This window comes from Polynucleobacter sp. Latsch14-2 (genome assembly GCF_018881925.1).
Lineage (GTDB): Bacteria > Pseudomonadota > Gammaproteobacteria > Burkholderiales > Burkholderiaceae > Polynucleobacter.
Genome location: NZ_JACVPL010000007.1, coordinates 1 through 21,612, shown reverse-complemented (window position 1 = coordinate 21,612; position 21,612 = coordinate 1). Strand labels below are relative to the sequence as shown.

The window sequence follows — 21,612 nt, the reverse complement described above, 5'->3', positions numbered from 1 at the left end:
GGAATCGTAATCCGATTAACTCAAAAGTGCACTAAATGGAATGTACTTGACCAGATCGCCAGTCTTAAAAGTGACTCCAGGAGGGCAATCTACTAAGCCATCACCCCAAGAAGCGCTGGTGAGGACGCCTGAGCTTTGATTAGGGAACAAATCCAGACCACCCTGAGGATTGATTTTGACACGCAAGAATTCATTACGGCGATCTGCCTTAAGCCAATCAAAATCAGCTCGCATAGGATAAGGCTGCGGGGCAATCATCTCTCGCCCCTGAAGCTTCAGAATGAAGGGTCTTACAAATAATAAGAACGTAACGAAACTCGATACAGGATTGCCCGGCAGACCCATGAACCAGGCCTCGCCCTGTGCAGGATCATCAGATTTACGGACTGCACCAAAGGCCAATGGCTTCCCTGGTTTAATAGCAATTTGCCAAAGATCTAAACGCCCCTCTGCAGTAACGGCAGGCTTAATATGATCCTCTTCACCAACCGATACACCACCTGAGGTAATGATCAGATCATGATCTTTGCTTGCGCGACGTAAGGCATCCCGAGTTGCATCCAAGCGATCGGGAATGATACCTAGATCAGTAGCATCACACCCCAGAGATTTGAGACATGCCAATAAAGTATCGCGATTAGAGTTGTAAATGCCACCGGGTTTCAAAGACTCGCCCGGCAAGGCCAATTCATCGCCCGTAAAGAACGCTGCCACCCTAACGCGGCGCTTGACATTTAAATGCGTTAAACCTGCTGAAGCGGCAACACCTAACTCTTGTGGGCGCAGAAATGTTCCCGCAACTAATGCTGTTTTGCCTGCCGTCAGATCTTCGCCCTGACGACGAATCCACTGTCCAGCAACTGGAATAGTGTTGACTTGGACTTCCTCGACCTGGCCTTCAGGAATGGCGCAATCTTCCTGCATCACTACCGCATCCGCGCCAGCAGGAATAGGGGCGCCAGTAAAAATACGTGCCGCAGTACCCGGCTCGAGTTGAGTACCAACGGATCCTGCTGGAATACGTTGTGCAATCTTAAGAATACTTCCTAAAACTTGGGTATCAGCCGTTCTCACGGCATAACCATCCATTGAAGTGTTATTGAGTGGCGGCACATCGACCAGACTGCTGACATCCTCCGCCAAGACTCGCCCAAGAGCAGCCTGCGTAGTGACCATCTCCCACTCACTCACGGCATGCGCATGTGAGAGCAAATGATCTAATGCCTGCTGAGCGGTCAACATTGGTGGCTTAGTCATAGCAATAGGGAGTAATACTTTAGATGAATTGGTTATAAATCTAGTTGAGATGTGTCGTAATGAAATTCTTAACCTGATTAATATCAGCGTCAATGTTTTCAACGCGCTGCGGTAAAGACTTGATGTTTTTAAATGCAGGAGGGCACTCAGCAGGACGGCCAAGAGCGATCTCGATAGTCTCTTCAAATTTAATTGGTAACGCCGTTTCCAACACAATCATCGGAATACCCGCCTGCAAATGCTCGCGGGCAACCTTCACGCCATCAGCAGTATGCGTATCGATCATCGTTCCGTACTGTTGATAAACATTACGAATAGTTTCTAAGCGATTTTCGTGAGTGCTACGACCCGATTGAAAGCCATATTTACCCATCTCTTTAAAGATGGGCTCGTGAGAGATGTCAAAGCCGCCAACCTCATCAACCTGCTTAAATTTCTCTGCAGTCGCTTTGCCATCCTGACTGAGGAGATCAAAAACAAAGCGCTCAAAGTTACTCGCCTTGGAGATATCCATTGAAGGACTAGAGGTATGGAGCGTTTCAGCTGACTTGCGAGCACGATATACCCCTGTGCGAAAGAACTCATCTAGGACGTCATTCTCATTCGTGGCTGCCACTAAATGTGCAATTGGCAAACCCATCATGCGCGCTATATGGCCAGCGCAGATATTGCCAAAGTTACCGGATGGCACAGTAAAAGATACTTTTTCACTACTGGATTTAGTGGCCAGGAGATAGCCTTGGAAGTAATACACCACTTGAGCAACAACGCGACCCCAATTAATGGAGTTGACCGTCCCAATATGGTTATTTGCTTTAAAGGCGTGATCATTACTCACCGCCTTCACAATATCTTGACAATCATCAAATACGCCTGCAACTGCTAAATTAAAAATATTGGGGTCTTGTAAAGAGTACATCTGCGCAGACTGGAAGGAGCTCATCTTGCCGCGGGGAGAAAGCATGAAAACTGTCACGCCCTCTTTGCCACGCATCGCATATTCAGCAGCACTACCAGTATCTCCAGATGTGGCACCCAAGATATTAAGCTTTTGACCAGCGCGCTTTAATGCGTACTCAAAAAGATTGCCCAATAACTGCATGGCCATATCTTTGAATGCCAAGGTTGGCCCATTAGAAAGACTTAGCAAACCAATGCGAGTGCCGTGCTCTTCACCCAGCCAGTGTAGAGGCGTAATGTCTTTAGCGCTATCTTGTGATCGGCCATTGCAGTAGACCTGCTCTGTATAAGTTTTACGCAACAAGGTACGTAAATCATCTTCAGGAATGTCATCACAGTACAAACTCAAAACTTCATAGGCTAGATCGGCATAAGACAAGCCGCGCCAAGAATCAAGTTGTGCAGTTGTTACTGTGGGGTACTCTACAGGCAAATATAAGCCGCCATCTGGAGCTAAGCCGCCCAGCAGAATTTCTAGAAAAGATTGTTGCGGGCTATTACCGCGTGTCGATTGGTAACGCATCGTGTATTAAGAAAGATTTTCTAAACGGATCTTGACCACTTCACCGTCAACTGTTTTTAGATTCTGAATCTCTTCAATTGCCGCCAGCATATTCTTTTCTTTGGTTTCATGGGTAAGCGCAACTAGATCAGTCTGACTCTCACCCTCGTCCGCCTCTTTTTGCAAAAGTGCATCAATTGAAACGCCATGTGCCGCCAAGATCTTGGTGATATCAGCTAGCACACCAGCTTGATCAGCAACCCTCAGCCGCAGGTAATAACTAGTAGTAATCTCGCCCATGGGCAGTACCGGTGTATCGCGCACTGAATCACGCTGGAACGCTAAGTAAGGAACGCGGTTTTTAGGATCAGCGCTCAGTAAGCGAGTAATGTCGACCAGGTCTGCAATCACCGCCGAAGCAGTTGGTTCAGAGCCTGCGCCTTTGCCGTAATAGAGGGTCGTGCCAACAGCGTCACCAAAGACTTGTACCGCATTCATAGCGCCTTCAACGTTTGCAATCAAGCGTTTTGTCGGAATTAAGGTTGGGTGAACGCGCAATTCAACACCGGTTGTTGTCTTTTTAGCGATACCCAATAATTTAATGCGATAGCCCAACTGCTCGGCATATTTAATGTCAATGGCATCTAATTTTGTAATGCCCTCGACGTGCGCTTTTTCAAATTGCATAGGAATACCGAATGCAATTGCACTCATGATGGTTGCCTTATGAGCGGCATCAACACCTTCGATATCAAAAGTGGGGTCAGCTTCTGCGTAACCCAAGCGTTGCGCTTCCTTTAAGACGGTAGCAAAGTCCAAACCTTTGTCACGCATCTCCGACAAAATGAAATTAGTTGTGCCGTTGATAATGCCGGCAATCCACTCAATACGATTCGCTGTCAAGCCTTCACGCAAGGCTTTAATAATAGGAATACCGCCAGCTACGGCAGCTTCAAACGCAACCATTACGCCTTTTTCATGTGCAGCTTTAAAGATTTCATTGCCATGAACTGCAATTAACGCCTTGTTAGCAGTGACCACATGCTTGCCAGCAGCAATTGCCTCAAGCACCAAGTCTTTAGCAATGCCGTAGCCACCAATCAGCTCGACAACAATGTCAATCTCAGGATTATTGATTACAGCGCGAGCATCGTTCACAACCAGCGCATGGTCTTTGACCAACTCTTTGGCTTTTTCTACATTGAGGTCGGCAACCGTATGAATCCGAATGCCGCGACCAGCGCGACGCAGAATTTCATCTTGATTACGCTCGAGAACAGTGAATACACCACCACCAACAGTGCCAATACCTAATAGACCTACTTGAATCGGTTTCATGATGCCTTTGCTGCAGTTGAAGAAGCCTTGCGGCCATACTTTTGACGATAGCGCTCCAGAAAACGTGCAAGGCGACTAATTGCCTCCTTCAACACATCCTCATGGGGCAAGAACACTACACGGAAATGATCAGGCTTGGCCCAATTAAATCCAGATCCCTGAACGAGTAATACCTTTTCCTCCTTCAAGAAATCAGCAATAAATTGCTGGTCATTCTCAACCGGATACATCTCTGGATCCAATTTTGGAAAGAGGTACAAAGCAGATTTGGGTTTGACACATGTCACACCCGGAATATCTGTAATGAGCTTCCAGGCAAGATCGCGCTGCTTAGCCAAACGCCCACCCTCACTCACAAGGTCATTAATGCTTTGATATCCACCAAGCGCAGTTTGGATTGCGTACTGACCTGGGACATTTGCACACAGCCGCATAGAGGAGAGCATATTAAGCCCTTCAATGTAGTCGCGGACCATTTCTTTATCGCCGGACACCACCATCCAACCAGCACGATAGCCGCAGGAACGGTAGTTTTTCGATAAACCATTAAACGTGATGACAACCACATCGGTAGACAGTGACGCCAGAGAAACATGTCTCTCCTGGTCATACAACATCTTGTCGTAAATCTCATCGGCAAACAAAATTAAATCGTGTTCGCGTGCAATCTTAGTTAACTCCAGCAATATTTCCTGGGAATAAATCGCGCCCGTTGGATTATTGGGGTTAATCACCACAATCGCTTTTGTGCGAGACGTAATCTTTTTACGCAAGTCAACTAAATCGGGCGCCCACTCTTTTGATTCATCACATAGGTAATGCACGGGGGTGCCACCTGAAAGACTTACAGCAGCCGTCCATAAAGGATAGTCAGGAGCAGGAACCAACACTTCATCGCCATTGTTGAGCAATGCATTCATGGACATCACAATGAGCTCGGAAACGCCATTGCCAGTATAGATATCATCCAAAGTGACACCTTGGATGCCTTTTTCCTGGGAGTACTGCATGATGGCCTTACGTGCCGCAAAGATTCCCTTGGAATCAGAGTACGCTGAGGCATTGCTTAAATTACGGATCATGTCCCGCTGGATTTCTTCGGGCGGATCGAAGCCAAATACCCCCACATTCCCAATATTTAATTTGATGATTTTTTGACCCTCTTCCTCCATGCGCTGAGCAAGCTCAAGCACCGGCCCACGAATGTCATAACAGACGTGATTGAGTTTTTCGGACTTTAGGATCGGTTTCACAATAAATTAAAGGTAAGTTCTTGAAATCTAGGAAAAAACAGCTGGCTATAATCAATATAATTATGACAGAGAGTGCACGTGAAGCTTCAATCTGACCCCCACTTCGGATCGAATACGATCACTGGCTACGGTGATGGCTATGTCGAAATCAACAAGATCCCCTATAGCCATGCCGTCTTGATTAGCTCCGCTGGAGCTATCTCAGAATGGCCAATCAAGGCATTTAAAGACCTGGAAACCAGTCATTTTGAGCAAATGGTTACGCTTCAGCCTGAATTAATCATTATCGGCACCGGCAATAAACAGCATTTTCCCAAGCCTGAGCTCATGAAAGCCCTCATTTCAGCCAAGATTGGCTTTGAAATCATGAATTCCCAAGCAGCCTGTCGAACCTACAACATCTTAGTTGGCGAAGGTCGTCAAGTTCTATTAGCTTTGATTGTGGAACCCAGTTGATGGAATTAGAGCAAACCAAACGGCTGAATCTCTTAAGCCCCAGCAAAATTCTGCTGCTTGCTCTGATTTATGCGCTTCTGTGGTTTGGTACATTAAATTATCGACACTTAATCCCCTCGGATGAGGGTCGTTATGCAGAGATGGCGCGAGAAATGCTGGTTACGGGCGACTGGGTAACGCCCCGCTATAACGGCTATAAATATTTTGAGAAGCCACCACTGCAGGTGTGGGCTACCGCACTTGCCTTTAAAGCTTTTGGGATAGGCGATTGGCAAGCTAGGCTGTGGACTGCGCTGACTGGTTTCCTGACTATCATTGCAGTTGGTCTTACCAGCGCCAAACTCTATGGCTCAAGAGCAGGGTTTTTATCAGCTGCCGTCTTGGCATCTAGCCCCATGTGGATTATCAGTGGGCACATGAACTCTCTTGATATGGGCCTATCGGCATTTTTAGTAGCAGCACTATGCAGTCTATTGCTAGCGCAGTCTTCGCAAAGCAAATCATCTACTCGTCATTGGATGTGGCTTTGCTGGACCTTCATGGCGCTCGCCACCCTATCTAAAGGTCTAATTGGTGGGGCTATTCCCGCTATGGTGTTGATCGCTTATTCCTTTACCAACTGGGACTGGAAGATTTGGAAACGCCTGCACATTGTGAGCGGCATGCTCCTTTTCCTAGTCATCACGGCGCCATGGTTTCTGTTGGTAGCTCAACGCAATCCTGAATTCTTAGAATTCTTTTTCATACACGAACATTTGCAACGCTTTACGCAGAATGCTCACAGCAGAACAGGACCTGTCTACTATTTCATTCCTTTACTAGTTGTCGGTTTTCTGCCTTGGGTCATGCAGTTATCTGGAGCATTCAGAAAAGCCTGGAGGACTCATTGTCGTGACTTCTCCAGTAGCTGGTTATTGGCATGCTGGTCCGCTGTAATCTTTGCCTTTTTTAGCGCCTCCCACTCTAAGTTGCCGGGTTACATCATTCCTATTTTTCCCGCATTGGCAATGCTGGTTGGAATCAAGCTTGATCAACTCCTTGGTCAATCTAATTCACTTGGAGTGTCATGGAAATTGCAAGCCATTGCTTTTGCCATCTTGAGTGCAGTTGGCTTTGGCTTCCTGTCTGAGATTGGCCGACAGGCGAGACCAGATGAAATCATGGCTTATGCGCAATACACTCAGTGGGTCGTTGCAGCATTAATAGCGCTCATGATCTTTAGTCTTCTAGCCGCATGGCAAAGCAAGCGCAATGGCCTACTGAGTATCGCTAGCTTTGCTGGGGGATTTTTCCTCTGTGCCATTATCGCTGGCACAGGTCACGAAACTCTGGGTCGCGCAGTTTCTGGGGTTGATTTAGCTGAGCGAGTCAAAGTAAACCTTCCCGAGAAGGTGAATTTCTACTCGGTCAATATCCTAGACCACACAATGCCCTTCTACTTAGGTAGGACCATGATCATGGTCCAATCCCCGGATGAGCTAGAGTTTGGCGTTCATCAGGAGCCTGGTCTATGGCTAGCAACTCTAGCTGCTTTCATTACTCGCTGGAAAGAAGACTCCACCGCTTATGCATTAATGGTGCCCGAGCAATACATTGAACTGCAAAAACAAGGGCTGCCAATGCAAGAGGTTGGCAGAGATTCGCGTAGAGTGATTGTGAAACACCCAGATTTTGCAAACCCCACAAAACCATAAGGCTCCTTATGTCAGAACTGCCATTCATCCCCTTCACCCGCCCAAGCTTCAATCAAGAAACAATTGATGCAGTAAGTGAAGTCTTGCGTTCCGGTTGGGTAACTTCAGGTCCAAAACTCACCGAATTTGAATCCACATTAAGCGAATATTTTGGTGGCAGACCAGTTCGCTGCTTTGCCAATGGCACTGCCACCATGAAAATTGCCCTGCAAGTACTGGGTATCGGCGCAGGTGATGAAGTGATCACCACCCCCATCTCATGGGTTGCTACTTCCAATGTGATTTTAGGCGTTGGGGCAAAACCTGTTTTTGTGGACATTGATCCCATCACTCGCAACATCGATTTAAGTAAAGTTGCTGCTGCCATTACCCCCAAAACACGTGCTATCATGCCGGTCTATCTAGCTGGGCTGCCTGTGGACATGGATCAACTGTATGCGCTAGCCAAGCAATACAATCTGCGCGTGATTGAAGATGCTGCACAAGCCTTTGGCTCTCGTTGGAAAGATCAAAAGATTGGCGCCATTGGAGATCTCGTGAGCTTCAGCTTTCAGGCAAACAAAAACCTCTCTACCATTGAGGGTGGTTGCTTGGTTTTTAATACCCTAGATGAAGCAAAAGTAGCAGAGAAATTTCGTCTGCAAGGATTAACGCGTCAAGGTATCGATGGGATGGATGTAGATCTACTTGGCGGCAAAGATAATTTAACCGATGTTAACGCTGTTATTGGTCTACATCAACTCAAACAACTGCCCGCGTTTCAAGCGCGACGAACTGATCTAGCGCGCGAGTACTTTAGCGTCATCCGCGCTGAAATGAAATCCGCTGGCATCGGAGATCTCAAATTAGAATTGCCTCCTGAAAATTTCACGGACAGTAATTGGCATATGTTTCAAGTCATCCTGCCACTGGATCAACTTACCGTAGATCGGGCTCAAGTGATGACAGAACTCAAAGACCTGGGAATTGGGACCGGCGTTCATTACCCAGCCATTACGGGCTTTACTCTTTACAAAAATTTAGCCTATAAAACGACAGACACCCCAATTGCAGAGCGCATTGGTCGCTCCATTTTGACTCTCCCCTTATTTCCTGGGATGGTAGCTGGGGATACCAGTCGAATTGCCCAAGGACTATGCGGCATCCTGAAAAAACACCATAAAAACTAGCCACTTGCGATAAATAGGCTTGATTGCCAAGATCAGGCAAAATTGCACCATGACAGCCAATTTAGATGCCGCCCCAAAGCTCAGTATTGTTATCCCCGTTTACAACGAGGAAGATGGCCTGCAGGCACTCTTTGATCGCCTCTACCCAGCGCTAGACACTCTATCCGCAAAGCACAACATTAACTACGAAGTAGTTTTTGTTAATGATGGCAGCAAAGATCGCTCGGCCGGAATACTGGCCAAACAAGTTGAACTTCGTCCCGATGTCACGCGTGCAGTGTTATTTCATAGCAACTTTGGACAACACATGGCCATCATGGCTGGCTTTGAGTATGCTCGCGGTGAATACATCATCACCTTGGATGCAGACTTACAAAATCCTCCCGAAGAAATTGATGCCCTGACCAATGAGCTATTAAAAGGTCATGATTATGTCGGCACTATTCGCGCAGATCGTCGCGACAGCTTGTTTAGAAAATTTGCCTCACGCGCGATGAATCATCTGCGCCAAAGCATCACTCGCATTACGATGACCGATCAAGGTTGCATGTTGCGGGGCTATAGTCGTCGGATTGTGGATCTAGTACGCCAGTGTGATGAAAGCAATACGTTTATTCCGGCGCTGGCATATACCTTTGCAGCAAACCCCACTGAAATTATCGTTAAACACGAAGAGCGCTATGCCGGGGAATCTAAATACAGTCTGTATCAGCTCATTCGTCTGAATTTTGACTTGGTAACTGGTTTCTCGGTAATGCCCCTGCAGATCTTCTCGGCGCTTGGGATGCTGCTCTCTTTAGCGGCAGGTAGTTTATTTATCTACTTACTTGTACGGCGCTTTGTATTGGGCGCTGAGGTGGAGGGTGTATTTACACTCTTCGCCCTTACCTTCTTCTTAATTGGTGTAATGCTCTTTGGTCTAGGTTTACTGGGCGAATATATTGGCCGAATCTATCAACAAGTAAGACAACGTCCACGTTATGTTGTACAAACTGTTTTAGAGAAAAAATAATTGCACGCAGTCGTCTTTGCCTATCATGACGTTGGCGTCAATTGCTTAAAGGCCTTAATTAACGCTGGCATCCGGATTGATTTGGTATTAACTCATCTAGACGATCCAAATGAAAATGTGTGGTTTGGAAGTGTAGCCAAACTCTGCGAAGATCAACGCATTCCCTTCCTTACTCCCTCGGCACAAGAGTTAACGGGACTTATTCCCAGAATTCAGAATCTAGCACCAGACTATCTTTTCTCTTTCTACTATCGCCATATGATTCCAGCGGAGCTAATTGCTTGCGCCAAAATTGCCGCCCTAAATATGCATGGCTCTCTACTACCCAAATATCGTGGTCGAGCGCCAGTCAATTGGGCGATCCTTCATGGAGAAATTGAAACTGGTGCCACTTTGCACATTATGGAAGTCAAGCCTGATGCTGGAGATATCGTTGGCCAATCTGCCGTCTCAATTGGCCCTGATGAAACCGCTACGGATGTCTTTGGCAAAGTAAGTGAAGCTGCGGTTGAGGTTATTCAGCAGGCATTACCGGAGCTCATTCAAGGACGGGTTCCCAAAAAACCAAATCGAATAGATCAGGGCAGTTATTTTGGCGGTCGCAAGCCAGCAGATGGATGCATTCATTGGGAGCAAAGCGCCAAACAGGTCCACAATCTCGTGCGGGCTGTAGCGCCCCCGTATCCAGGGGCTTTTACTGATAATTTAGGTCAGAAGATGATTGTGGCGCGTACCACACTAAAAGGACCATTTCCAGCCAACCTAGATCTTCGGGCGCCAGGTATACAAGTGGTTGATAATCGGGTATTCGGCGTTTGTGGCGACCATCAGGCAGTTGAAATCCTGGATTGGTTCCCTGCTTTAGATCAGTAACAAATGCAGCAACAAACTTATTAGATTAAAACGAGGCAGTAAAGATGAAAAAAGTACTCATTCTTGGCGTAAATGGCTTTATTGGCCACCACCTATCAAAGCGCATTCTGGAGACAACCGACTGGGATGTCTATGGCATGGATATGCAAAATGATCGCCTTGGAGATCTCATTGAACATCCGCGCATGCACTTCTTTGAAGGTGACATCACCATCAATAAAGAATGGGTGGAATATCACATCCGCAAGTGCGATGTGATTCTCCCTTTAGTAGCAATTGCCACTCCGGCAACTTATGTGCAGCAACCATTAAAAGTATTTGAGCTCGACTTTGAAGCAAATCTTCCCATCGTTCGCTCAGCTGTGAAATATAAAAAGCATTTGGTATTCCCATCCACCTCTGAAGTTTATGGAATGTGCGAAGACGGTGAGTTTGATCCAGCTGCTTCCAATATGGTTTATGGCCCCATCAACAAACCACGCTGGATCTATGCCTGCTCTAAGCAATTGATGGATCGCGTGATCTGGGGTTATGGAATGGAAGGTCTGCGCTTCACCCTATTCCGCCCATTTAATTGGATAGGACCCGGCCTAGACAGCATCTATACACCTAAAGAAGGTTCCTCACGCGTAGTAACTCAATTCCTAGGTCACATCGTTCGCGGTGAGCCCATTAATCTTGTCGATGGCGGAGCTCAAAAACGCGCCTTTACTTATATCGATGATGGCATCGACGCCTTGATGAAAATTATCGACAATAAAGATGGTGTTGCTAACGGCAAAATCTACAACATCGGCAACCCAAAAAATAATCATTCCGTTCGCGAACTTGCCACACAAATGCTAGAAATTGCCACAAGCATTCCTGAGTATGCAAAGACTGCCAATGAAGTCAAGATTCAAGAAACGACCTCCGGTGCGTACTATGGTGAAGGCTATCAAGACGTTCAGAATCGCGTTCCTGCTATCGATAACACGATGAATGAATTAGGCTGGAAGCCAACAACCAATATGACTGATGCGCTAAAAAATATATTTGAGGCCTACCGTGAAGACGTCGAAAAAGCACGTCACTTAGTAGACAACGAATAAGTCCCAAGGTCCATGGCAAAGATCGCCCTCAAGGTAGATGTTGATACCTTACGTGGCACCAAAGAAGGTGTTCCGAACCTAGCTCGCACCCTGGAGCGCTTTGGTCTAAAGGCCACTTTCTTATTTAGTCTTGGGCCTGATCATACTGGCTGGGCTCTCAAGCGTGTCTTTCGCCCAGGATTTTTAAAGAAGGTAAGTCGCACCTCCGTTGTCGAACACTACGGCATCAAAACACTGCTGTATGGCGTCCTACTTCCTGGGCCCGATATTGGTAAAAAGGCTGCTGCTGAAATGCGCGCTATTGATCAGGCCGGTCATGAAGTAGGTATCCACACTTGGGATCATGTGGCCTGGCAAGATGCAGTCCGTTCTAAAGATGCCGCGTGGACTAAGGCTCAAATGCAAAAGAGCTGGAATCGCTTTGTTGAAATCTTTGGACATGTACCGGCAACTTACGGTGCAGCTGGCTGGCAAATGAATGAAGCGGCGTTCGAGCAACTGGACCAATGGGGCATGAAATACTCCTCCGATGGCAGGGCGGAGCCGAACCTTATGCCCTACCGCTTAACCCTCCCTCACGGGAAAGCTAAACACGTCCAATACCCGACCACCCTCCCAACCTTTGATGAGTTGATTGGGATAAATGATGCCGATGAATTCGGAGCAGTCAGAAAGCTACTAGAAATAACCCAAAGCAACCCAAATGATCAAGTCTTTACCCTCCATGCTGAGCTCGAAGGTCAAAAACTACTTCCGGCATTTGAGCAATTGCTAGCTGGCTGGCTAAACCAAGGCCACGACTTGGTCACCATGGGCGAGCTACACCATTCTTGGGACATTACCAAACAACTCGATAAAATAGCAGTATTACCCGTTAGCTGGGGCGAAATTCCGAACCGCAGTGGCGAGTTAATTATTCAAAGTAATTAGAAGCACCCGCGACATTTTATTTTTCAAGAGGATTAATATGACAGTAGCTATTGGCCAACCCATTCCCGAGTGTGCAATCCCTGCTACTTCAGGTCTTACATTTACACCCGCATCTGCGCAAGGAAAAAAATTAGTCATTTATTTTTACCCCAAAGACATGACCCCTGGATGCACTGCTGAGTCAGGTGAATTCCGCGACAATATTGAAGCCTTCACTAAATCCAACACCTTGATAGTGGGCGTATCACGCGATAGCCTTAAGTCACACGATAACTTCCGCAGCAAGCTGGATCTGCCCTTTGAATTGGTGGCCGATACGGAAGAGAAGCTTTGCCAACTCTTTGGTGTTATGAAAATGAAGAATATGTATGGCAAACAAGTTCGTGGCGTCGAGCGCAGCACCTTTCTTTTTGACTCTTCCGGAAAGCTGGCAAAAGAGTGGCGCGGGCTGAAAGTTCCTGGCCATGTGACAGAAGTATTACAAGCAGCCCAGGCCATAAAGTAATTTATTAATAATTTTTGATTGGGAGCTTGCAAAGCCCAAAATTTGGGGTAAAGTAAAGTCATATGCACCGTAAACGACGGGAAAGACTAACAATCCGTTTGAATCAACAGCCTGAGCACCTAACAGGCACGGCCAGCAACCCCCTTCGTTTTACCAATCAGCGCTTCAAGTCCAGTTTCATCACAAACCGTCAAAGCTCTGCCTGACGGTTTTTTCTTTTAGGAGAATCTGCATGCCACTACCCCCCATCCCAACTCAAATTGCTGATCAGGTGAAATTGGGTCGTAAAGATACTCCTGACTTAAAGAAACGCCCTTCTCCAGCAAAACCAGTTGCTATGGAAAGTCATGCCTCTGATTGGACAAGCGGCGCCCAAGAAGACCTCTCTGCTGCAGAAGTGGCTCTGGAAAAAATTAAAGCAGATCACCGAGATGTTGGCCCTGAGCGCAATAACGGTAAATCCGTCAGCACCCCAGAAAAACCAAAGCGTGTAATTCGCACTGGCCCCCCAAGTTTGTTTGTGCTTGATACCAATGTATTAATGCATGATCCAAGCTCTCTGTTCCGCTTCTCTGAACACGACCTGTTTTTGCCAATGACCACACTCGAAGAGTTGGACAACCATAAAAAAGGTATGACTGAGGTTGCACGTAATGCTCGTACTGTTAGTAGATCCTTAGATCAACTGGTAGCCGGTACTAGTGGTTCGCTGGATGAAGGCATTCCCTTAAACAAGTTGGGCAACCAAGATGTATCGGGACGTCTCTTTTTCCAAACCAAACTGACTACTCAGTCACTCCCTGAAGGTCTGCCCGAAGGCAAGGGCGACAATATGATTCTGGCAGTAGTTAGCGAGCTGCAAAAGACCCGCAAGGGTCAAGAAGTAGTGCTGGTATCCAAGGATATCAACATGCGCATCAAGGCTCGCGCCCTGGGCTTGCCTGCGGAAGATTATTTCAATGACCAGGTTTTAGAAGATCGCGACCTGATGTACTCAGGCGTCATGACTTTACCGGCTGATTTTTGGCCTAAACATGGCAAAGCAATGGAAAGTTGGGCTGATAGCAAATCTGGCACTATGTTCTATCGCGTTACTGGACCGAGCGTACCGAGTATGCTGGTAAATCAGTTTGTATATCAAGAAAATCCTGATGGCTCTACCCCCTTCTATGCCCAAGTTCGAGAAATCAATGGCAAGACCGCCCTCCTGCAAACACTAAGAGACTTCTCGCATCAGAAAAATAATGTCTGGAGTGTGACTGCGCGTAATCGCGAACAAAACTTTGCCATGAATTTACTGATGAACCCAGATGTAGACTTTGTAACTCTCTTGGGTCAGGCGGGTACAGGAAAAACCTTGCTAGCACTGGCTGCCGGTTTAGAACAAGTCCTCGACAGCAAGCGCTATAACGAAATTATCATTACCCGCGCTACCGTACCCGTTGGCGAAGATATTGGTTTCTTACCAGGCACCGAGGAAGAAAAGATGCAGCCTTGGATGGGTGCGTTTGACGATAACCTTGAAGTACTGCATCGCAATGAAGATAATGCGGGTGAATGGGGTCGCGCTGCTACACAAGAGCTAATTCGTTCACGAATTAAGGTGAAGAGCATGAACTTCATGCGTGGCAGAACTTTTGTCAGCAAATTTGTAATCATTGATGAGGCGCAAAACTTAACCCCCAAACAAATGAAAACCTTGGTAACCCGTGCAGGCCCAGGAACCAAGATTGTTTGCCTGGGTAATATTGCCCAGATCGATACGCCGTACTTAACCGAAGGCTCTTCAGGCCTTACTTATGTAGTCGACCGCTTTAAGGGCTGGCGTCATGGTGGTCATGTCACGCTTGCTCGTGGCGAGCGTTCACGTCTTGCGGATCATGCAGCCGACGCACTCTGATAGACCTCTCTCATGCCGCACTCTAATAGGGTGCGGCATTTTTATTTGCGCTCTATTGACGCTATCGGGCTGCGGCACATTTGGCAGTAAATCGGCCTCCTCAAAGCTTGTTCAGTTCAAGCAAGACACGAGTGTCGGCACAGAAGATATCTCTATTGCAGCAGTTGGTCTCGTAGGTGTGCCCTATGTGTATGGTGGCAATACCCCCAAAGGTGGTTTTGATTGCAGCGGGCTGATTGTCTACGTCTATAACAAAGCGGCTGATATTAAACTGCCGCGCACCATCCAGTTAATGAGCGCCAAAGGCAGAGGAATTGACAATCAGCCGCCTGCCCCAGGCGACCTTGTATTCTTTAACACTACCGGCGAAAAATACTCTCATGCTGGAATCTATGTAGGTCAAGGAAGATTTGTGCATGCCCCAAGCGCTGGTGGCACAGTTCGTTTAGAGCAAATTGATAGCCCATACTGGGCGGCAAGATTTACCGAGGCAAGAAGGCTAACACCCCCTTAACTAGAAGGGCTCGTAACCGCCTGAGGAGTAAGCAACCGAGCCCATCGCCAGGTTATCAAACTTGGTATATGGCCCTTGCCAACTTAAGCGCACAGTGCCAATCGGGCCGTTACGTTGTTTGCCAATGATGATCTCTGCCATACCTTTATCAGTGGTGGTATCTGGGTGATACACCTCATCGCGATAGATAAACATAATCAAGTCAGCGTCTTGTTCGATCGCTCCTGACTCGCGTAAGTCAGACATGATTGGACGTTTGTTAGGCCGCTGCTCTAGACCACGATTTAACTGTGACAAAGCAACTACTGGACATTGCAATTCTTTTGCGAGAGATTTTAAAGAACGTGAAATCTCAGAGATCTCGGTTGCGCGATTTTCAGAGCCCGAGCCACTCATTAGTTGTAAATAGTCGATCACAACAAGACCGAGTGTTCCACCAAAGTTTCGGGCAATCCGGCGTGCGCGCCCACGCAACTCCATGCTTGATAAAGAGCCAGTCTCATCAATTAAAATCTGGGTATTGCTAAGCCTAGCTATAGCATCCGTTACACGTGGCCACTCATCATCTTGCAATTTACCAGTACGCATGCGACCTTGGTCAACTCGCCCTACTGAACCCAATAAACGCGCGGCCAATTGCTCGCCTGACATCTCCATGGAGAAAATAACGACTGGCAAACCTTCTGCTAGGGCAACGTTCTCGGCAATGTTTAGGGCAAACGCAGTGTTGTGAGTCACTACATAATCATTGGTTACGTAAGTTCTAGCGGGATGACTGACGGATATGCACTGAGCTTGGGCGACTCGAACGGGCTCAATGCTTTTGAAAGTTAATCTGCGCTGTCGATCCCAGCTCATTCTGAGTCTTTCTTTCTTTTGTGGCAAGGTAAAGGCTTGAAATCCTGCCTTAAAGCTCATATTTAAAATATAGGCCAAACGACCCTGCTTGAGCTCGCCTTTATAGGAATAGCTCGTTTTCTTGGTTGAGATCGAACAAAATCCACCCAGAGATCTCGCTAAAGATGCTACATCTTTCGCTAATTGCTCGCTCACAGAACAAAAACGAATAGAGCCCCATTTTTCAATCCATCCATCGGTATCCATCAAGCCCTGAAATAAAGCTAAGCGAGAGGCCTTATCTGACTCTAAGTATTGCGAAGGAATAAATTTATCAAAACTCCTGCAGCCCAATACGCCTAAGCTATCCAATGCAGCCCTAAAGTAATTAGTTTTTACTGCAGATCTTTGACCATTAACAGCAACTCTGGCTTTTGAAACTAGCCTCCAGTCGTATGCACCAGCATGAACCAATTCCATCTCATATCCTGCCAGCGCATTCATGCGCTCTAGCGACTCAGGAGAGTTAGTGGAAAATGACACGCTCCCATGAGACAAGGCTAAAGTTCCATCCCCCAAAAGAGCGCCCAGTACCCAAGGATTAATAGGAAGATCTTCAGAGCAGCCAAAATCTCCAGTGACTGGCTCAATCCATAATCTATTTTTGTACCGAACACATTGCAACATTTCAATTAGGCGAGCGGTATTTATCACGCGCGGCTCAGACCAATCGCGATACATCACTTGCCATAAATGCTCATCGCAACATTCGGCTTGACGCCCATCTGAAAAAGTGACTTTGTATATTTGCTTGAGGCCTTGAGGATAGATACCCGTAACCATGGAGCGCTCACCATCAACAGAGGCAAGTTGATCCCCATACTGCAATTCCCCCATAAGCTTCCAGCCATCTAGGGTTTTAATCTTTGCATCTAGCGGTTGCGCTTTTCCCATCGAGGGCCTTCCAGCAACAATCACTAAGTCGCCTTTTTGCAAGCCACTAGTCTGCTTATCCAAATCAATAAAGCCGGTAGCAATGCCCGTAATGTCACTGCCACCTTGGCGGTTATAAAGCTCATCGATACGAGCAACTACTGTTCTTAAAAGCGGTTCAATCTCAAGATAGTCTGCCTTACGACTACCGTCTTCACCGATTTGCAGAATACGGGCTTCAGCTTCATCCAAAAGTGTTCTCACCGAACGACCTTCAGGCACAAATGCAGAGCTCACAATATTGTCAGAAACTTCAATCAAGCGACGCAAAATACTGCGATCACGAACAATATCGGTATAGCCTTTGATGTTCGCTGCACTGGGGGTGTTTTGCGCTAAGGAATTAAGGTAATCAATCCCTACCAAATCACCACCCTGCTCTGACTTAACAGCCTCATGAACAGTAATGACATCAGCTGGATGGTTATCGCTAATTAAACGCTGAATCGCCTTAAAGATGAGAGCATGTTCTGGGCGATAGAAATCTTTATCGGTTAAGACGCCACCCAAGCGATCCCAAGCTGTGTTATCGATCAGTAGACCGCCCAGCAAAGATTGCTCGGCTTCTACAGAATGTGGTGGGACTTTTAAAGCCTGCACGACTGAATCCCCAGAGCCCATCATGCCAGGATTGAGCATAACGGAACGTGAGCGGGATTCAGCCATGAGGCTAGTGTACAGACTTTAAAATTACGCTTGCTCGCCAACCACACGGATAGTGATATCAACCACTACATCGGTATGAACAGCAACCGCTACAGGGTGATCACCAACCATTTTCAATGGGCCAGTAGGCATACGCACTGAAGATTTTTCGATTGCAAAGCCTTTTGCCTTCAAGCCATCAGCAACATCGTGATTGGTTACGGAACCAAACAAACGACCATCAACGCCAGCCTTTTGACCGATTTCGAGAACGAGATCTTTAAGCTTTGTACCTACTGCTTCAGCAGCAGCTAATTTCTCAGCAGCTAACTTTTCCAACTCAGCACGACGGAGTGCGAAATCAGCAATCGCTGCTTCAGTTGCACGACGCGCTTTACGTTGTGGGATTAAGAAATTACGAGCAAAACCGTCTTTAACGCGTACTACGTCGCCGAGGTTGCCCAGGTTTGTTACTTTTTCTAAAAGAATGATCTGCATTGAGGGCTCCCAATTATTTCTTATGTTGGTCAGAGAACGGCAACAGAGCCAGGAAACGAGCGCGCTTGATAGCGGTGTCTAACTGACGCTGATACTTAGCTTTTGTGCCTGTCAAACGAGCAGGAGTAATTTTGGCGTTTTCGCCAACAAAATCCTTCAATGTATCGACATCTTTGTAGTCGATTTGTTCAACACCAGCAACGGTGAAACGGCAATAACGCTTACGCTTGAACAATGGGTTCTGAGCTGGTTTCTTTTTGAAATCGGGTTTCTTTCCAAACGCCATGATGATTTCCTCTTTAATTTTTCAATTGAATATGGGTGATATGGAAAACAAGTCTTTGATTACGTAGGGTCTTGGGTGCCAAGAATCCTTCAAACACTGCCTTGGCCCCTAAATCCATTTGCTCAAGACCCTTTTGAATCGGGCCAATCGCTATGGCTTCAACACTCATCTGAATTTTCCTTGCCACTCCTACCTCGTTTACCTCGCCGCTATGTTCTAGCTGACAATGCATCACTGGTATTCCTGCAGGTGTAAATCGAATCGCGTCTTTAGCTACCAAGCATGCAGTTAGGGTGAAATGATTCAACGCCGTTCCGCCACTCTGATACGTTTTCTAGTCTCTGTATTCCTCTTCAAATTTCTAACTTATTCCGCTGCTACAGGAGCTTCGGATTGAGCTGATTTGCGCGCTTCTTCACGTTGCACTTCTTTCATCATGATCGAAGGCTCGGTTTCGGCTTTCTTTGTCTTAATGATGAGGTGACGTAAAACAGCATCGTTAAATTTGAACGCATGCTCAAGCTCTTCCAGAGTTTTCTGGTCGCACTCAATGTTCATACAAACGTAGTGGGCTTTAGCAAGCTTGTCGATCATGTAAGCCATCTGACGACGACCCCAATCTTCAATACGATGAACTTTGCCGCCCGCAGCTGCTAATGTAGCTTTGTAACGATCAATCATCGCTGGAACTTGCTCGCTTTGGTCCGGATGGACGATAAAGACGATTTCATAATGACGCATCAAACGCTCCTTAAGGATAAAGTCACCTGGGCGTCTTGCTAACTTTCGATGGTTTTTAAAGTTAGAGCCAGTGTGACAAGGTAGTAACAAATTGTAGGTAAAACTTACAACACACTTTTAATACTCATTTAACAACGCTTACCGAATTTCAGGTAAGTCCGCTATTCTAGCAAAAAAATCCTGCCAAGTCAGGGGTTTACCAACCAAGTGTGCCTGTTTTGCCGCATAGATAGCCAATTGGAGCGCAATCCGAGCTCTAGGTGCAGAAAGTACGCCCGCAGCCATACTTCCCTCCAGATCCTTCTCTGGAATATCAGGGCGGGTTCTGCCAGCTCCAGTCCGGCTAGTCCTGATGAGTGCAATGCCCATTGTTAAGGCCTTAGCCAAGGGAATCTTCCACGCCTCATGAACTCCCCCCATCCCCGAGCCGGCTATTACAAAGCCTTGAACCTGACTAGCTAACCAATGATCAATTGTTTCTGAGCGAGCACCTGCATGACTCGTCAGAATCTCTACCCAAGGCCATTGAGCTGCCTGAGGGATCGGCAAATCCTCATGCCAGGCTGACTCAACAGCCTTGACACCAGATAACCAAGATGGATTAATCAAACCAATTGGACTGGAGGGTGAATCCATTAAGGGGGCGCCTAAGGCGGTGCCATGACGCTTAGCAAGATCCCTCGCCATACAAACTTTGCCAGAAAACACGCCATAAATACCTCCCGGGCAGTTTTCTAGAGGGGTGGAGGCCCACCGAATGGCGCCCAATAGATTATCTGGGCCATCAGCACCACTTGCATTGCTTGGCAGCATAGCGCCCGTCAAGACTACCCTCTTGCCCAATTGTTGAGCAGCCTTTCCGCAAGTTGCTTGAAGAAAGAATCCAGTCTCTTCAATGGTGTCCGTGCCGTGGGTAATCACAATCCCTTGCACAGCCGAATCTTCTAGAGCAGTCCTAACAACACTCCCAAGCTGAGTCAACAGGGCCTCACTCAGGTCCTTGCTGTTGATATTGGCAAGCTGTTTAGAGAGCAGTTTGAGGCTGCCTGGAATCAACTCTTGAATTTGCTCCAACAAACCCTCGATACCAACCTGACCAGCTTGATACTCCAAAGGCTTACCAACAGGCTCCTTTGCCAGACCGGCAATGGTTCCGCCCGTGCCCAAAACCAAAATATGGGGAGATTGCGTTGCTTTTAGGTCAATAGAACTCATAAGCCATTATCTACCGCCAGAAAAGTTCTTGAAATACCGAAAAAGCTGTATACAATCCCAGTATGGACATAAATACAGTCGATTTAATTGAGGAGCTAACTGCCCTCCCAAAACTCACCGCACGTCAAAGTGAGATTTTGGATTTAATTACCAATGCCATTGGGGAGAGTGGACTTCCCCCAACGCGTGCAGAAATTGCCACTCAACTAGGCTTTGCATCTGCCAATGCCGCTGAAGAACATCTCCGCGCTCTCGCAAAAAAAGGGTATATCGAACTCACGCCAGGAACTTCGCGCGGCATTCGGATTCCACAACGCTTTAATCAATCGCACAACCCAAATAAATACCGTCAGATGTCGCTCCCTTCTGGCGCACTTCAACAACTCACGCTTCCACTCATTGGACGCGTTGCTGCAGGTTCGCCCATCATGGCAGTGGAGCATATTGAAAAGCATGTCCCCATTGATCCAAGCTTATTTAGCAAGGGTGCAGATTATCTGCTCAAAGTTGTCGGCATGAGTATGCGCGATGCGGGAATTTTGGATGGCGATTATTTGGCAGTCAGAAAAACTACTGAAGTGCGCAATGGCGATATCGTGGTCGCACGCTTAGATGATGAGGTAACAGTAAAACGTTGGAACCAGAAAAAAACCTCAACTGGCTTAGTAATCGAATTGCAAGCCGAAAATCCCGACTTTAAAAATATCTTGGTTGATGAGCGACAAGCCAACTTTGCAGTAGAAGGTCAAGCTGTCGGTCTGATCAGGGCTGAGGGCTTGTAAATAGCTACAAACATCAATAAAAAAGACCTCAGTTTGAACTGACCCACAAAAGTTGGACACCCAATCCAACTCAACAGGGTCAGTCTCATGTCCAAATACAGCAAAGAGTTCAAGCTAGTAGTCATTGAGCATTACCTCTCCGGTAGGGGTGGTTTTAAAAC

General features: G+C 47.0%; 21 protein-coding genes. 11 read left to right on the top strand and 10 right to left on the bottom strand.

Features of this window, described 5'->3' with window-relative positions:
* Positions 1 to 15: 15 nt before the first annotated feature.
* Genes ICN46_RS07395 through ICN46_RS07380 form a run of 4 tightly spaced genes read right to left on the bottom strand, consistent with a single transcriptional unit; the run spans position 16 to position 5,310 of the window.
* A complete protein-coding gene (locus ICN46_RS07395; protein ID WP_255538790.1) occupies positions 16 to 1,257 on the bottom strand; it encodes a molybdopterin molybdotransferase MoeA in 1,242 nt (413 codons plus the stop codon).
* Between the two features lie 40 nt (positions 1,258 to 1,297).
* Complete coding sequence (thrC, locus tag ICN46_RS07390; protein WP_216206710.1) at positions 1,298 to 2,740, bottom strand: threonine synthase; 1,443 nt, start codon at positions 2,738 to 2,740, stop codon at positions 1,298 to 1,300.
* Between the two features lie 6 nt (positions 2,741 to 2,746).
* The gene (locus tag ICN46_RS07385) at positions 2,747 to 4,057 is read right to left on the bottom strand and encodes a homoserine dehydrogenase (protein ID WP_216206707.1); all 1,311 of its coding nucleotides are present in this window, start codon (positions 4,055 to 4,057) and stop codon (positions 2,747 to 2,749) included.
* Entirely contained in the window at positions 4,054 to 5,310 is a 1,257-nt protein-coding gene (locus ICN46_RS07380) for a pyridoxal phosphate-dependent aminotransferase (RefSeq protein ID WP_216206705.1), read from the bottom strand. Before ICN46_RS07380 ends, ICN46_RS07385 begins: the two co-directional genes overlap by 4 nt.
* 78 nt (positions 5,311 to 5,388) lie before the next feature.
* Here ICN46_RS07380 and ICN46_RS07375 point away from each other — a divergent pair, with 78 nt between their 5' ends.
* From ICN46_RS07375 to ICN46_RS07330, 10 genes are all read left to right on the top strand, one after another.
* Positions 5,389 to 5,766 carry an Mth938-like domain-containing protein gene (locus tag ICN46_RS07375; RefSeq protein ID WP_216206702.1) on the top strand — a complete coding sequence of 126 codons (378 nt, stop codon included), beginning with the start codon at positions 5,389 to 5,391 and terminating at the stop codon, positions 5,764 to 5,766.
* Positions 5,766 to 7,460 (top strand): glycosyltransferase family 39 protein, encoded by a 1,695-nt coding sequence (locus tag ICN46_RS07370; protein ID WP_216206698.1) that lies wholly within the window; start codon positions 5,766 to 5,768, stop codon positions 7,458 to 7,460. Before ICN46_RS07375 ends, ICN46_RS07370 begins: the two co-directional genes overlap by 1 nt.
* Positions 7,461 to 7,468: 8 nt before the next feature.
* Complete coding sequence (locus ICN46_RS07365) at positions 7,469 to 8,629, top strand: DegT/DnrJ/EryC1/StrS family aminotransferase (RefSeq protein WP_216206694.1); 1,161 nt, start codon at positions 7,469 to 7,471, stop codon at positions 8,627 to 8,629.
* A gap of 49 nt (positions 8,630 to 8,678) precedes the next feature.
* A complete protein-coding gene (locus ICN46_RS07360; RefSeq protein WP_216206691.1) occupies positions 8,679 to 9,641 on the top strand; it encodes a glycosyltransferase in 963 nt (320 codons plus the stop codon).
* On the top strand, positions 9,642 to 10,514 hold the full coding sequence (locus ICN46_RS07355) for a formyltransferase (protein ID WP_216206688.1): 873 nt from the start codon (positions 9,642 to 9,644) through the stop codon (positions 10,512 to 10,514).
* Positions 10,515 to 10,558: 44 nt separating this feature from the next.
* The gene (locus tag ICN46_RS07350; RefSeq protein WP_216206683.1) at positions 10,559 to 11,605 is read left to right on the top strand and encodes a bifunctional UDP-4-keto-pentose/UDP-xylose synthase; all 1,047 of its coding nucleotides are present in this window, start codon (positions 10,559 to 10,561) and stop codon (positions 11,603 to 11,605) included.
* A 12-nt stretch (positions 11,606 to 11,617) separates the two neighbouring features.
* Positions 11,618 to 12,535 carry a polysaccharide deacetylase family protein gene (locus tag ICN46_RS07345; protein ID WP_216206681.1) on the top strand — a complete coding sequence of 306 codons (918 nt, stop codon included), beginning with the start codon at positions 11,618 to 11,620 and terminating at the stop codon, positions 12,533 to 12,535.
* Between the two features lie 37 nt (positions 12,536 to 12,572).
* On the top strand, positions 12,573 to 13,040 hold the full coding sequence (locus ICN46_RS07340) for a peroxiredoxin (protein WP_216206679.1): 468 nt from the start codon (positions 12,573 to 12,575) through the stop codon (positions 13,038 to 13,040).
* Positions 13,041 to 13,272: 232 nt separating this feature from the next.
* Positions 13,273 to 14,940: a PhoH family protein gene (locus tag ICN46_RS07335; protein ID WP_216206676.1), complete on the top strand. Its 1,668-nt coding sequence runs from the start codon at positions 13,273 to 13,275 to the stop codon at positions 14,938 to 14,940.
* Positions 14,879 to 15,454 carry a C40 family peptidase gene (locus ICN46_RS07330; protein ID WP_370625495.1) on the top strand — a complete coding sequence of 192 codons (576 nt, stop codon included), beginning with the start codon at positions 14,879 to 14,881 and terminating at the stop codon, positions 15,452 to 15,454. The genes ICN46_RS07335 and ICN46_RS07330 overlap by 62 nt, the downstream gene beginning before the upstream one ends.
* On the opposite strand, the gene dnaB is transcribed toward ICN46_RS07330, so the two are convergent.
* The 6 genes from dnaB to ICN46_RS07300 form a co-directional block, all read right to left on the bottom strand.
* Positions 15,455 to 17,905 carry a replicative DNA helicase gene (gene dnaB / locus ICN46_RS07325; protein ID WP_370625500.1) on the bottom strand — a complete coding sequence of 817 codons (2,451 nt, stop codon included), beginning with the start codon at positions 17,903 to 17,905 and terminating at the stop codon, positions 15,455 to 15,457.
* A 69-nt stretch (positions 17,906 to 17,974) separates the two neighbouring features.
* Positions 17,975 to 18,427: a 50S ribosomal protein L9 gene (gene rplI / locus ICN46_RS07320; protein WP_216206672.1), complete on the bottom strand. Its 453-nt coding sequence runs from the start codon at positions 18,425 to 18,427 to the stop codon at positions 17,975 to 17,977.
* A 13-nt stretch (positions 18,428 to 18,440) separates the two neighbouring features.
* Positions 18,441 to 18,713 carry a 30S ribosomal protein S18 gene (gene rpsR, locus ICN46_RS07315; RefSeq protein ID WP_096672288.1) on the bottom strand — a complete coding sequence of 91 codons (273 nt, stop codon included), beginning with the start codon at positions 18,711 to 18,713 and terminating at the stop codon, positions 18,441 to 18,443.
* Positions 18,714 to 18,726: 13 nt separating this feature from the next.
* Positions 18,727 to 19,020 (bottom strand): primosomal replication protein N, encoded by a 294-nt coding sequence (priB, locus tag ICN46_RS07310; protein ID WP_216206669.1) that lies wholly within the window; start codon positions 19,018 to 19,020, stop codon positions 18,727 to 18,729.
* Positions 19,021 to 19,079: 59 nt separating this feature from the next.
* Entirely contained in the window at positions 19,080 to 19,454 is a 375-nt protein-coding gene (gene rpsF, locus ICN46_RS07305; protein ID WP_216206667.1) for a 30S ribosomal protein S6, read from the bottom strand.
* 138 nt (positions 19,455 to 19,592) lie between these two features.
* The gene (locus tag ICN46_RS07300) at positions 19,593 to 20,669 is read right to left on the bottom strand and encodes an asparaginase (RefSeq protein ID WP_216206664.1); all 1,077 of its coding nucleotides are present in this window, start codon (positions 20,667 to 20,669) and stop codon (positions 19,593 to 19,595) included.
* A 62-nt stretch (positions 20,670 to 20,731) separates the two neighbouring features.
* On the opposite strand from ICN46_RS07300, the gene lexA reads away from it, so the two are divergent.
* Complete coding sequence (gene lexA / locus ICN46_RS07295) at positions 20,732 to 21,451, top strand: transcriptional repressor LexA (protein WP_216206662.1); 720 nt, start codon at positions 20,732 to 20,734, stop codon at positions 21,449 to 21,451.
* The last annotated feature ends 161 nt before the right edge of the window (positions 21,452 to 21,612 follow it).